Origin of the sequence: Rhodococcus globerulus NBRC 14531 (genome assembly GCF_001894805.1) — a bacterium.
In the GTDB taxonomy this organism is placed as follows: domain Bacteria; phylum Actinomycetota; class Actinomycetes; order Mycobacteriales; family Mycobacteriaceae; genus Rhodococcus_F; species Rhodococcus_F globerula.
Window position 1 is genome coordinate 491014 of sequence record NZ_BCWX01000001.1, and the last position, 14255, is coordinate 505268.

Here is a 14255-nt window from a genome sequence, read left to right on the forward strand (position 1 = left end):
GCTAGCGCTTGGAGTGACGCCCACCGTTCGATGCGGTGGCCGTCGAACTTCCCGGCGGACGGGCAAGGAGCACTGCGATAGCCGTCGTGAGCGGAACCGACAGCGCAAGCGCGATGCCGCCGACAGCAGATCGCACAATTTCGATGGCTACGGCGTCGCCGACCAGAACGTCGCCCAGCGGACGGCCACTGACACTGAACAACAGCAGCAACGGCAAAGCGCCGCCCGCATAGGCCAAGACCAAGGTGTAGACGGTACTGGCGATGTGATCGCGACCCACGCGCATCGAGCCGGCAAACACCTGGCGTCGGGTCGCGCCCTTGTCCAACTGCGCCAACTCGAATGCCGACGACGCCTGGGTGATCGTGACGTCGTTGAGCACACCCAGCGAGCCGATGATGAAGCCTGCGAGCAGGAGTCCGGTGATGTCGACGTGCTGAATGTAGGTCTGCACGTTGGTGTTCTGCTCTTCGGAGAGCCCGGTGAGTTGTGTCAGTTCGATCGACAGGTAAGACAGCACCGCAGCAAGAACCATGGCGGCGAGCGTTCCGAGAAGCGCAGAACTGGTTCGGAGCGAGACCCCGTGCGCGAGGTACAGGACGGCATACAAAATGACGGCGCCCGACACCAGCGCAACGGGTATCGCGGGTTTTCCGTCCAACAATGCGGGGAGGAGAAAGCCGACCACCACGCCGAACGCCACCACAAGCCCGAGAAGTGCCCGCAATCCGCGCCACCGGGCAACAGCGATGATCACCACGGCAAAAGCCACGACGATCAGCGTCAGCGACAATCCGCGTGAATAGTCCTCGAAGGAATACTGTGTCGCCCCGGTCGGATCGGTCTGGCGCAGCAGACGGATATGCTCGCCGACTCGCAAATCAGGTTGGCCGGGACCCGGAATGATCTCCAGCAATGTCTGGGTACCGGCGTTCGGACCCGATTCGATGTCGACGATGCTTCGCTGACACTGATAACTCGTATTCGCCGGGGGTGCCGGTTCGCCGACGAATGGTCTTCCCGCCGAGACACTTCCGCAGGCGCCGATCTCCTGGAGGGTGACCGTGCCGGCCTCCGTGACCACTGACCCGCCGTCGGAGTTCTGAAACGGCAACGGGATGTCGAGGTTGGCCTTGTCCGGCCACAGGGCGATGACGCCGACGAGTACGGCTAGACCGACGACGGTGAGGATGCCGACGACGACGCGGGCAGCAGTGGCTCCGATGTGGAGTGGGCCGTCATGACCATGGCCGTGACCGTGGCTCATCGGAAACTGAGTGTCGGACTGGGGATTTGCACCGGTGCCATGTTAGCGGCAGTTGCTGTGAACAGGTGAGTCGCCGGACTTGGCGGCTGGAGAGGAAGAGTTCGAGCTGGGTGGCGGGGAACAGGGGGGGTTGTCCCCGCCACCAACCTGGTATCCACAGGGGGGGGAGGGATACCAGGTGCTCGCGGCACCGAAGTGCTGAAACCAATGTACCCAATTTCAAACCAATCTGGTGCATTGTCTTGCTACTAATTTACAACAGTTATCGGACCAATTGCGCTGTTTCTACCGTAGCGGCAGGTCGCGACTAGTCAAACGCTCAACCAAACCGATCGGTTTCGGAAATTTGTGACCAAGGTCGCACGAATGCCCCGCACATTTATCTGCGCGGGGCATTCGTGGAACAGCAAACTGGTCAAGTGTCCATGGCCGTGGCCAGTGGGTTTCCAGCTTCCTACTGTTTGTAACTCGTAAGGAAGTTGCCAAACCGCTCGATTGCGACAGCGAGGTCACGGGCCCACGGAAGGGTAACGATTCGCAAATGGTCATGATCGGGCCAATTGAAGCCCGTTCCCTGAACCATCAGGATCTTCTCCTGCAGAAGAAGATCCTGAACCAACTTCTCGTCGTTGTGGATCTCGTGAACATTCGGATCCAAGCGAGGGAACGCGTACAGCGCACCACGCGGCTTGACACACGAGACACCCGGAATCATGTTCAGGCGTTCCCATGCGACATCGCGCTGCTCGAGCAGACGTCCGCCGGGGAGGATGAGGTCCTCGATGCTCTGATGGCCACCGAGCGCCACCTGGATAGCGTGCTGACCCGGAACATTCGGGCACAAGCGCGTCGACGCCAAGAGGTCGAGCCCCTCGAGGAAGCCGCCGGCGTGCTCCTTCGGGCCGGTGATCGCCACCCAACCCGAACGGTAGCCCGCAACGCGATACGCCTTCGAGAGACCGTTGAACGTCAGGCACAGAAGATCGGGAGCCAACGACGCAAGCGAGATGTGCTTGGCGTCGTCGTACAAGATCTTGTCGTAAATCTCGTCAGCGAGCAGGAGAAGCTGATGCTTGCGCGCCAGATCGACCAACTGCTGGAGAATCTCCATCGAGTACACCGCACCCGTGGGGTTGTTCGGGTTGATGACCAGCAAGGCCTTGGTCTTGTCGGTGATCTTGGATTCGATATCCGCGATATCGGGATTCCAGTCGTTGCCTTCGTCGCACAGATAGTGCACCGGAGTTCCGCCGGACAAGCTGGTCATTGCCGTCCACAACGGGTAGTCCGGCGCTGGGATCAGCACCTCGTCCCCGTTGTTGAGCAGGGCCTGCATTGTCATGGTGATCAGCTCGGACACCCCGTTGCCGAGGTAGATGTCATCGACGTCCACCTCGGGGAAGCCGGGAACCAGCTCGTACCGAGTCACGATCGCGCGCCTGGCCGACAGAATGCCCTTGGACTCCGAGTACCCCTGAGCGTAGGGAAGAGCGGCGATCATGTCGCGCATGATCACGTCCGGTGCGTCGAAACCGAACGGTGCGGGGTTTCCGATGTTGAGCTTGAGGATCCGGTGCCCTTCCGCCTCCAACCGGGCGGCATGCGCGTGCACCGGTCCACGGATTTCGTACAGGACGTTCTGGAGCTTCGACGACTGCTCCAGCTCGCGCTGCGGCTGACGATGGCGGACGGGTTCTGGTGTGCTCACGACTTACATGATTCCACCTGTGCGCAAGTGGATTCTTCCGGGCACGACAGAAGGTGCCGTCTGTTCGGTTGGCTTACACGTCGGTTGGCTTATTCTGGGGCGCATGACGCCGACCGACGTGATCGCAGCCCCGTACGGATCGTGGGCATCGCCCATCGACGCAGCAGATCTGGCCAACGGAGGTCACCCGGTAGAAGGTGGCCGCTACGTCGGTGACGAGGTGTGGTGGGCGGAGCTGCGGCCAACCGAAGGCGGGCGCGTCGCGATTCGACGGTTGGGACTCGACGATCAGCCCGTCGACGTACTGCCCGCGCCGTGGAACGCACGCACCCGAGTTCACGAGTACGGCGGCGGCGCGTGGACGGTCACGGACGCCGGGCGGTTGGTTTTCAGTGAGTTCTCCGATCAGCGGGTGTACATCCTCGAAGGTCTCAGGCCGCGAGCATTGACACCTCCGACATCGTCGTCGGTGCGATACGCGGATTTGTCGATTGTCGGCGCCGACGTGTGGGCCGTGCGCGAGTCCCACGCGCCAGGCGGCACGATCACGCGCGACATCTGCGCCATTCCGCTCGACGGATCCGGCGAGATTCGCGCCATCGTCGGCGGTTCGGACTTCCTTGCATACCCGCGGCCCTCCCCGGACGGAAGCAAGATCGCCTGGATCGCCTGGAATCACCCGCAGATGCCCTGGGACGGAACCGAACTGCGGGTCGCGGATCTGGTCGACGGAGTGGCGGGTCCGCATCGAGTTCTTCTCGGCGGCACGGAAGAATCAGTGCTGCAACCGGAATGGATATCGGGCGACGAACTGTACGTGGTCAGCGATCGCAGCGGGTGGTGGAATATCTATCGCGTGGGTACAGACGTGGCCGCGCTCTGCCCGGTTGATGCCGACTTCGGTGACGCGCTGTGGCAGTTCGGCGCCCGCTGGTACGAGGTGCTCGGCAACGGAAAACTGTTGACTGTGCGCACTTTCGGCACGGATACCCTCGCGGTGCTGGACCCGGAAACCGGCGACTTGCGCGACATCGACGTCTCCGGCGTCACCAGCATCGGCCTCATGCAGGTGCGCGATGATCAGCTGCTGATCAAAAGCGGCGGCGCAAAACTGGCTACCGGACTGCGTGAACTGGACCTCGGAACCGGCGCGCTGCGTGATGTACGTCTGTCCGTCGACGCGCTTCCCGAATCTGCTTATCTCCCGGAAGCTCGAACCGTTGTTGCACACGGGTACGGCCGCGAAGTCCACGCGTTTGCCTACCCGCCCCGCAATCCCCGCTACCGCGGCCAAGACGGTGAACTCCCGCCGTACGTCGCCTTTGTGCACGGCGGACCCACCGCGCACATCGCGCCAGCTCTGAACCTCGTGTACGCCTACTTCACCAGTCGGGGAATCGGCGTCGTGGACGTCAACTACGGCGGATCCACCGGATATGGCCGCGAGTACCGCAATCGTCTGCGTGGGCAGTGGGGCGTCGTCGATGTCCAGGATGTGATCACCGCGGTCACCGGACTCGCCGAGCAGGGGCTTGCCGACCCTGCCCGTCTGGCCATCGAAGGCGGGTCTGCGGGCGGCTGGACCGTGCTGGCCGCGTTGACAACCTCCGACGTGTTTGCATGTGGCGCTTCCTATTACGGCGTTGCCGAGCTGGACGGCTTTGTCAAGGAAACCCATGACTTCGAATCGCGGTACATCGACGGACTGATCGGGCCGCTGCCGGAATCCGCAGCGCTGTACGCGGAGCGCGCACCGCTCAACAACGTCGACGGTTTGAACTGCCCGGTATTGCTGCTGCAAGGTCTCGACGATCCGATCGTTCCGCCGTCACAAGCCGAACGCTTTCGAGATGCACTGGTATCGAAGGGCATTCCGCACGCCTACCTGGCCTACGAAGGCGAATCCCACGGCTTCCGTAAGCAGTCCACGATCATCAGTTCCCGCAACGCGGAACTGTCCTTCTACGGCCAGGTGTTGGGGTTCACGCCGCCAGGTGTTCCGCAGCTGAAGCTGTGGACTCACGAGGTGTAGTGCCGCTTCCGTTGTCGAGGATCGTGACCGCCCAGTTCTTCTCGGGGACAAGATGAGTCACCGACGTACAGCCGTTGGTTGCGGCTCCTGCAGTGCCGGGGAAGAGGGTGAGTGCCACTGTAAGTGTCACTGCCACTGCAAGAGTCCGCGTGGCTGCAGACTAACCGGTCTGAACTTTTGGCGGATGGCCAAGCGGACAATTCGGGTACTTGGTCCTCGGGGATCAGTGGTTGTGGGGAAGCTGACATGGTTTGTGTGCAGTGAACATGGTGTGCGGCACGCTGGTACGGGTGCTCACTGGGCAGAAACTGTGCTCACTTGCAGGGTTGGCTGGGCGGCCGGCTATGGGGTGCGGCCGCGGTTGAATGCCGCACGGATACGATCCGAGACCACCTGCGGCGTCGACAAGTCCGCCCACGTCCACCGAACCACCTGCCAACCCGCATCCCGCAGACGGTCTTCGCGGAGCTTCTCCGCCCAGAGCACATCCTCAGGGGTGCGGCCGACGGGAACGAAGCGGCCGTACTTGACTCGGCCGTCGAACTCCCCGACAGTGCGATGCTCGCGCCACAGGAAATCGACACGAGCATCACCGATCTGAACTTGCGGTTCGGGTATCGGAAGGCGCTCGGAGACAAAGAGCGCCAAACTCCTTGACTCGCCGACGCTTTCGATCCGGCCGTCCATCGCGTCGATCGCATGGAACGCGTGGCGGTGCGACGGATGACGCGGCACCCCAGCCAGATTCGAGGTGATGTCGGCCAGAGCGAGCGGTGTTCGGTGCAGCGCAGAGTTCCCCGCGACCAGGGCCGGCTCGAACGGTAGTGAACGGGCGAGGTCGACTACCGTGCGCGCAAGCGTTGTCACCCGCAGACCGTCGACGGTCGTGACTTCGTCCACGGTGAATAACGCAGAGTGCACCTGCCTGTGAGTGGACGTGCTGCCGCCACCTCGACGGTTTCGAGTCAGGTGAACCAGGCGGAGCGGAGTGTTCCATAATTCGAGGCCGTGCAGTACTGCCGCGGAGGTATGACTGACAACTGCGTCGGACGTGGCTGCCTTCGCTATCGCATGGACCTGCAGACGATGGCGCGCATGTGCGTCGAGTTCGGAGAACGGCTGCGTCGACACGTAGGCGCCGCGATGTAGGCGGGTCCAGTCGCCGTGTGAACAGCTGCGACGGATCTCGGAGTCGGTGCCGCCGGTGGCGAGATGCTCGGGTCTGCGGACGATGTGCGGTTGTTCCCCCATGCCGAACAATCCTGGTGCATCGGAGCCCGTCTGGGCCGACGGGTTTCTGTGCTGTGGATAGGTCGCGCAGTGTGCATAGTTTGTGTGCAGTGAGCAGTGTTTGTGTGCAGTGAGCAAGGGTTCCGGCGACCTGGAAGGGGTGCTCGCTACCCAGAAACCCTGCTCGCTTACGAGCCAGGCAAACACGAACGCCCCCGCCGTAATGGCGAGGGCGTTCGATGACGTGATTACTACTTGCGGCCGGGAGCCTTTGCGCCTGCCTTGAATCCGAGCCCGCCCGGCTTTGCGGCCGGGGGAGCCTTGGGGGCCTGCGCAGCGGGAGCCTCAGCTGCTGGTGCCTCGGTGGCTGGTGCTTCGGTAGCCGGAGCTTCAGGTGCAGCTGCTTCCACTACCGGTTCGGCAGCGGGAACCGGCGCTGCAGCAGCGGGTGCTGCCTTGCGTGCACCGGGAGCCTTTGCACCCGATTTGAATCCGAGCCCACCAGCCTTGGCAACCGGCGGAGCCTTAGGAGCGGGAGTCTCGGCAGCCGGTGCTTCAGTGGCTGGTGCCTCGGCAACAGGAGCTGCCGGGGTTTCCGCAGCGGGAGCCGGAGCTGCGGCAGCTGCCTTCTTTGCACCGGGAGCCTTTGCGCCCGACTTGAATCCGAGCCCGCCGGCCTTGGCAACCGGAGCAGCCTTGGGGGCCTCGGCAGCAGAGACCGGTGCAGCCTCAGCAGCAGGTGCGGCGGGAGCCTCAGCAGCAGGTGCGGCGGGAGCCTCAGCAGCCTTTGCGCCCGGAGCCTTTGCCCCACCCTTCATCTGCAAGCCCTTGCCGGGAGCCTTGGCGCCGGACGCCAGGCCCAGCCCCTTCGGCTTGGCGGGTGCGGCCGGAGCAGCGGCTTCGGGTGCAGCGGTTTCAGGAGCGGGTGCGGCTGCAGCCTTTGCACCCGGCGCCTTGGCAGCGCCCTTCATCTGCAGGCCCTTGCCACCGGGAGCCTTGGCTCCGCCGGCCAGGCCGAGGCCCTTGGGCTTTGCGGCGGGTGCAGCTTCGGGTGCTGCGGACTCGGGAGCTTCGGCAGCTGCCGGAGCAGCCTTCTTGGCACCGGGAGCCTTTGCCCCACCTGCCATTCCGAGTCCCTTGCCGGGTGCCTTTGCGCCGGGTGCTTTCGCGCCGGGTGCCTTGGCCAGACCCTTCATTGCGAGGCCCTTGCCGGCGGGTGCGGCCTTGGCTTCCGGCGTCGCGGCAGCTTCCTCGACCTCGGCGACACGATCCTGCTCGACAGCTTCGGCCTTGGCTTCGGCAACAACCGGGGCCTTCTCACGCGGGATCACCTTGATGTTCTCGGTGAGCTGGCTGGGTTCGAGGCGGGTGACGGAGTTCAGCATCAGCTGTGCGACGTCGACAACCTCGACGCCTTCTCCCTTGCCCTGTTCCTGGCGTGCGGTGACGCCGTCGTTGAGCATCACGCGGCAGAACGGGCAACCCGTTGCGATCTTCTTGGGGTTGGTGGACAGCGCTTCGTCGACGCGGTCGACGTTGATGCGCTTACCGATGTTCTCTTCCATCCACATGCGAGCGCCACCGGCACCACAGCACATGGAACGTTCGCCGTGACGAGGCATTTCGACGAGCTTGGCGCCGGATGCTTCCATGAGTTCACGGGGTGCGTCGTAGACCTTGTTGTGGCGGCCGAGGAAGCACGGGTCGTGGTAGGTGATGTCTTCGCTCACCGACGCGACGGGGATCAGCTTCTTCTGGCGCACCAGACGGTTGAGCAGCTGGGTGTGGTGCACGACCTCGTAGTCGCCGCCCACCTCCGGGTACTCGTTACCGAGGGCGTTGAAGCAGTGCGCACACGTGACGACGATCTTGCGCTTCTTCTGCTCGACACCCTCGAAGACGGAGTTGAGCATTTCGATGTTCTGCAGCGCGAGCTGCTGGAAGAGGAACTCGTTGCCGGCGCGGCGAGCGGAGTCGCCGGTGCAGGTTTCGTCGGCGCCGAGGACCATGAACTTCACACCCGCGGTCGCGAGAAGTTCCGCGACAGCCTTCGTGGTCTTCTTGGCGCGGTCTTCGTAGGCGCCGGCGCAGCCGACCCAGAACAGGTACTCGTAGTCCTCGAATGTGTCGGCGTCCTTGCCGTACACGGGGATCTCGAAGTCCATCTCGTTGATCCAGTTGAGGCGGTCCTTGGAGTTCTGGCCCCAGGGGTTGCCCTTGTTCTCGAGGTTCTTGAACAGGCCGGCGAGCTCGGACGGGAACTCCGATTCGATCAGGACCTGGTAGCGGCGCATGTCGATGATGTGGTCGACGTGTTCGATGTCGACCGGGCACTGTTCGACGCAGGCGCCGCAGTTGGTGCAGCTCCACAGGGTTTCGAGATCGATGACCGGTGCGAGTTCACCCTCGACCGTCTCGCCGACGAGTTTGCGCTCGGCTTCCTGGCGGGCGGCCTCGGGGATTGCGGCGAGGGCGGCTTCGTTGACGTTGCCGTCGGCGTCGACCAATCCGATTTCGTCGCCGCCCATGTCCTTGCGGCCACCGGCCAGCAGGTACGGGGCCTTGGCGTAGCCGTGGTCACGCAGCGACATGATGAGGAGCTTGGGAGAGAGCGGCTTTCCGGTGTTCCAGGCGGGGCACTGGGACTGGCAGCGGCCGCACTCGGTGCACGTGGTGAAGTCGAGCCAGCCCTTCCAGGAGAAGTCTTCGATCTGGCCGGCGCCGAGGGTGTCGGTGTCGGGATCGACGTTGTCCATCGTCAGGGCTTTGCCCGCGCTCATCATGGGCTTTGCCGCGCCGAGAGCAACGGTTCCGTCGTCTTCACGCTTGAAGTAGATGTTGAAGAACGCGGAGAAGCGGTGCCAGGCAACACCCCAGGTGATGTTGCGGCCGACGATGTATAGCCAGATCATGCCGGACATCAGCTTGATGAACGCAAAGATGGCCACCATCGTGGCGCTGGCCGGGAGCAGCTTGGCCAGGTTCATCGTGAAGAAGTCGGTCCACGGATTGGAATGACCGTAAGTCGCGATCTTGCCGGCCTTCACGAAGATCATGCCGAGGCCCTCGATGAGGACAACGGTTTCGACGAAGTAGGCAGCCTTGAAATCCGAGCCGCCGAAGCGGGACAGGCGGATCGGCAGGCGCGGGTGGTTGAGCTGGCGGATGACGATCAGCGTGGTGATACCGATGACGGTGCCAAGACCCAGAATCTCGTCGACCAGGTGGTAGATGGCCCAGTTGCCGAAGATCGGCCAGTGGAACTCGGGGTTGAACGTCTGGCCGTAAGCCTCGAACCAGACGATGGCGCCGAGCAGGAAGCCGACCATGACGAGCCAGTGAGCCCAGCCGACGGTACGGAACTTCGCCATGCGCGTGTGCGCGATGAACTCGATGACCATCTGCTTGAAGCGGGGGAAGAACGGACGCCAGCGGTCTGGTGCTGATTGGCCGATTTGGACGACCTTCACCATCTTGAGCGCGCCACCGATGAAGGAATACCAACACACGAGGCTCAGCAGCACACCGATGGTGCCCAACGTGATCGTCAGGGCATTCATGTCGCGGCCTTTCATTTGAGGGCGACGCGTCGGCCACCTGGTAAGAGCCCACTGATACTAACCTGCCATATGTTACCCACCAGTAGCTTGATGTGTCGACCATGTATACCGGCGAGTAACCATGCTTGGCCTGGCGAGATCAATTATTCCGCAACGACGGGCTGGGCCGTTACGCAAACATATCTACCGTCACGTTAGGTGGTGTGCATCTCGCCCCTGTTAATCAGGCAGCCCTAACCTGCCGTCCGCGCTGTTTTTGGGGGTACCGACCGACCCGTCCGGAGCGAACGCACCTTTCGGCGCATCCAGGGCGATGAAAGGTACGTTCGCGCCGGTAGGGGCGGGGGGAAACGGCGCATTTGCGACAAAAAACTGTGGCCCACCTCGACAGGAGGTGAGCCACAGTAGGTGCGGTGCGATCAGTAGTCGCGGACTTTCAAGCCGGGGTTTTCGGCGAGGATGTCCTTGATGGGCGTTCCGTACTGAATCGGCTGAGGGCTGCCGATGAGTGTCGCCGCCCGAGCGACCTCGCAGAAGGATGATGTTGCGACCGTCGACGCGCTGGTGATGCCCAGTGCGCGGGTGCCGGTCATGATCGGGCCGCCGCTGTCGCCCTGAAGGACGCAGATGTCGGTGGTGAAGAGGTTGGACATCGGCTGCTCCGAGACCACTGCATTGCGATTGACGCTGGTGACAACGCCGCAGCTGTAGCCGGTGGTCGATCCGGCCTTGCAGACCGGTGCGCCGACAACGGGATCGGCAACCCCGTCGATGTTGACGGATCGGTTGAAGGGAACCCGGACGCTGTTGTTGTCGAACCGGTACTTCGCCTGGTCGTCGATGTTGATGATCGAGTAGTCCCGCGGCCCGAACACGCTCTTGGCGAAGTATCCCACTCGCGGTCCCGGCTGGTTGTTGACGAGCGGGAAGGCTTCAGAGGCGTACTGCGTGCCTGCGGCGATGCGGTTGGGGTCGCAGTGTCCTGCGCTGATGTTCACGGTGCGACCGGAGGCATCGGTTCCGTTGAAACCGAAGGAACATTTGAACCCGTTGAAGCCGGAGATTCCGCCGAACGCGTCGCCGCCGAGTGCGGCGTCGCCGGTCAGGGAACCGGTGGCGGGGAGGAGGTCGACAACGATCGGCGGCACGGAGATCGGGACGGCGGCGTGGCGGACGGTTGTGTTCAGGAAGTCCGGCAGGGTCAGTCCGGCTGCCGGATCTGCGGTCAACTCGACGCCGTTTCCGACAACGTCGATGGCAATTCCCCGAACCAGATCTGCGACGGCAGGTGGCTGCGACTCGAGCCAGGTGTTGAGTGCGGACACCTCGTTCTGCAAAGCCGATTCGCTCTGTGCCACGTCATTGACCTGGAAACCGGCTTTTTCGGCGGCCGAGCGAGCTGCATCGTTGCCCTGCCCGGAGGCCAGTGCAACAACGGCCTGCCCGAGGTCGTCCAGCCAGACTCCGGCAAAACTGTCGGGGAACTGCACCCGCGCGATGTCTGCGAACTCGGCAAGTTTCTGCGCGAGTTCCGAACGCGTCAGGTACTGATCAGGCGTCAATGCCAGATCGTGCTGAAGTGCCTCGGCGAGTTCGACGGGCAGATGTGCGGCCTGGTCGGACACGCCGGGCGTCGACGGTTCGGCACTCGCAACAGCGGCAATCGGTCCGAGGAGCAGCAGCATCGTCGATCCGAACACTGCGGCGCGACGTGCGGTGGAGCTTCGCATGTGGGCCTTTCCGCTTCATTGACCGCGTGCGGCCCCCCTGGGTGCACGCGGATACGGCCCGCCTTTCGGCGAGCCGTATCGCAGTCGCACACGACTATAACGGGTTCTTCCCCACGAATCCCACCCGTTACAACGAGTGAGTTCCGGTGATCAGCCGATTGTGCGGACCCGGATTCCGGATCCGACGCCGCCACTGGAGGCTGCGTCAGCGGCCTGCGTGATGTTGTCGACGGGGATTCCGATGTTCGTGGTCCCGCCGGACATGGCGAGGACAAGATTCGCTTCGGTGCAGTTGGGGGCGCCGGTGCTGTTGGAACCGCTCGTGATTCCCAATGCCAGGGTTCCGGTGACGATAGCTCCGCCGCTGTCGCCCGCAAGGGTGCATGCTGTTCCGGCAAAGCCGCGAACGGTGCGCGATTCGCCGCCGGGCCGGACAAGCTGGATTTCGACCTGATCGGCTGCGACCACGCCACACGTGAACGAGCTGGCCTGACCGGACTTGCACATCGGTGCTCCGATGACGGGGCGTGCGGTGCCCGTGATCTCGAGTGTCGTGCCACCGGCGCCGCGCACCGATGCGCGGTCGAGTCCGGCGTCGACGCCCGCTTGGTTGAGCTTGATGACGGAGTAGTCGAGTTCTTCGCCGGCCTTGCCTACCGCGGACTGGGCGAAGTTGCCGACCTGGAGGCTGTCGTCGATGTTCTGCGGGTTGGGCAGATAGACGGGTGCAGCGGTTCCCTCGGCCTTATTACAGTGTCCCGCACTGATATTGAGCGCATTGTCGTGACTGTCGACTGCATTGAATCCGAACGAGCAGACGGAGATGTCCTCGGTCGGTGTCTCGCGGATCGGACCCGGTGACGTGACATAGATGTCGCCGCCGAGTGCGCGAGCGTCGATCGCGCCGCCGCCATCCGGGCTGAGCCGAATTTTGGTGTTCTCGAGCATCGTGGGCAGGTTGAGTGCCTTGCCGACGGGGCTGTTGGCAACGTCGACGACAACCTGGTTGTTCAGTACGTCGATGGAGGTGGAGCTGACTGCCGTCGCGATATCGCCGGGCAGTTTCGCGATCCATCCGTTGACGTCGGCAAGGCTCTGTTCCAGACTGCCTGCGGAGACCGGTGCCACATGCGTGACGAATCCGTCGGCTGCCGCGACGCGTGCTGCATCGGCGCTGGTAACTGCCACAACCGGTTGACCGTCGAGGTTCATCCACGAGCCCGCGTAATCGCCGGGGCGCGAGGACCGGAAGCTTTCCGCGTACGCACCCAACTCCTGGGCCTTGGCGGCGCGATCGAGATATTCCTGTGGGGAAATCTTCAGATCTCGGCTGATCGCCTCGACCAGTTCGGCGGGTAGCTGATCCGCGGAGAGCTGTTCGACTGATGATTCGGATGTGGGTTCTGCCGGCTGCGCCAAAGCTGTAGCTGAGAACGATGTTGCGAGCAGAAGTGCCGAGGCGCCGACCAGAACGGTCCGGATCGCCGACGAGTTACGCATGAAATCCCTTCGAGTCTTTCGGCCGTAACGCCGGAAGGTACCGCCCCACCATAGGGGAAGGCTCCGATGTGAGATCGGGCGCCTAGGTCGAGGGAAGTCGATATGTGCAGCTAGGGAGTTGTTTCTGGTGCCTGTTCGGGATCGACGGGCTGCGGGTCGACAGGCTGCGGGTCGACCGGTTCGGGATCGACAGGCTGCGGATCGACCGGTTCCGGATCAGTTGTGCCAGGGTCGACGGGATCGGTCTGTTCGCCGCCAACGTCGTAGTCGTCCACGGCGGGGATCTCGGATGCGAGCGGTTCGACGCTCTCGTCTTCGGTCGGAACGTCGTCGAACTCGTCGACCAGAAGGGCGTCCTGGGTGGGAGCCTGATATCGCGGGGTCGGCGTGCGGTTCTGTGGGACGACGGCCACGGGCGCGGCAGTGGGGAATTGGATCGGAACCTCGCGAAGGGGCGCGGGATCGGTGGGCGGCGCTATTTCGGCATACGCCGGGACGGCGGCGTCACGAATTTCCGGCACCTGCGTTGTGGGGGCGTTACCGATCAACACCGCGAGCGCGCATGCCGCGGCAGTCAAGAGACCGGCGACGGCGGCTGCGAGGTAGACGGGCCGCCGACTCGGTGCGGCATCTGTGCTGAGGATGTCTTCCGTCTCCGGCGCCTGCTCGATGTCGGGGACGGAAGCACTCGCCGCGCGGGGAACAGCCAGAATCGCGGCTCCCCGTGCCGAGCGTTCACCCGTGGTGATGTCGGAATCGAGGTTGTAGGCGCCGAGGGTCGCGGAGTAGGGCGCAAGCTCGATGTAGTCGAGATCCATGCTGTCGAGCGCGGTTCGCAGCGTGTCCACAGATCGAGCCGAGAAGTTGGGAGGGATGGCGGCGACAACGCGCAGCGGCTGATCGGTGAGGCTGTGCACTTCCGTAACGAGGCAGTACAGCGCGGTTGCGACCAGTTCTTCACCGCGCGTCCGCTGGGTGGGAGCCGCTTCGTTGTCGGTTGTGACTCGGTCGAGGAACCGTCGTACGCCCGGTGAATGTGTGTGGGCAGTACCCAGTGCGATAGTTCCGTCCGGCGCGTGGTGCAGCACGGACTCGTGGTCGATGATCACCGGTTCGGCGTCGGGCACGGCGATCACCGCAGTGCAACGTGTGTTGCCGACATCAAGTCCGACTCCCCAGGTCACTGCGTCCCCCCTCAGTGGCTATCGCATCGCATCGCGCAACAAAC

General features: G+C 63.5%; 8 protein-coding genes. 1 reads left to right on the forward strand and 7 read right to left on the reverse strand.

What is annotated here, in order from left to right:
• Position 1 precedes the first annotated feature (1 nt).
• Both RG2_RS02090 and RG2_RS02095 read right to left on the reverse strand, forming a co-directional pair.
• Complete coding sequence (locus RG2_RS02090; protein WP_033235722.1) at positions 2-1267, reverse strand: YibE/F family protein; 1266 nt, start codon at positions 1265-1267, stop codon at positions 2-4.
• A 454-nt stretch (positions 1268-1721) separates the two neighbouring features.
• Positions 1722-2975 (reverse strand): pyridoxal phosphate-dependent aminotransferase, encoded by a 1254-nt coding sequence (locus RG2_RS02095; RefSeq protein ID WP_033235721.1) that lies wholly within the window; start codon positions 2973-2975, stop codon positions 1722-1724.
• Positions 2976-3078: 103 nt separating this feature from the next.
• Between RG2_RS02095 and RG2_RS02100 the strand changes: the two genes are divergently transcribed.
• Positions 3079-5007, forward strand: coding sequence for a dipeptidyl-peptidase 5 (locus tag RG2_RS02100; protein WP_033235835.1), 1929 nt, complete (start codon positions 3079-3081; stop codon positions 5005-5007).
• A gap of 342 nt (positions 5008-5349) precedes the next feature.
• Here the strand turns inward: RG2_RS02100 and RG2_RS02105 are convergent, their stop codons facing one another.
• The 5 genes from RG2_RS02105 to RG2_RS31715 form a co-directional block, all read right to left on the reverse strand.
• Positions 5350-6258: a hypothetical protein gene (locus RG2_RS02105; RefSeq protein ID WP_033235720.1), complete on the reverse strand. Its 909-nt coding sequence runs from the start codon at positions 6256-6258 to the stop codon at positions 5350-5352.
• A gap of 230 nt (positions 6259-6488) precedes the next feature.
• Entirely contained in the window at positions 6489-9797 is a 3309-nt protein-coding gene (locus RG2_RS02110) for a (Fe-S)-binding protein (protein WP_033235719.1), read from the reverse strand.
• 419 nt (positions 9798-10216) lie between these two features.
• The gene (locus RG2_RS02115) at positions 10217-11527 is read right to left on the reverse strand and encodes a S1 family peptidase (RefSeq protein WP_033235718.1); all 1311 of its coding nucleotides are present in this window, start codon (positions 11525-11527) and stop codon (positions 10217-10219) included.
• A 150-nt stretch (positions 11528-11677) separates the two neighbouring features.
• Positions 11678-13027: a protease gene (locus tag RG2_RS02120; RefSeq protein ID WP_033235717.1), complete on the reverse strand. Its 1350-nt coding sequence runs from the start codon at positions 13025-13027 to the stop codon at positions 11678-11680.
• Between the two features lie 110 nt (positions 13028-13137).
• Positions 13138-14211: a hypothetical protein gene (locus tag RG2_RS31715; protein ID WP_051730632.1), complete on the reverse strand. Its 1074-nt coding sequence runs from the start codon at positions 14209-14211 to the stop codon at positions 13138-13140.
• Between the last annotated feature and the right edge of the window lie 44 nt (positions 14212-14255).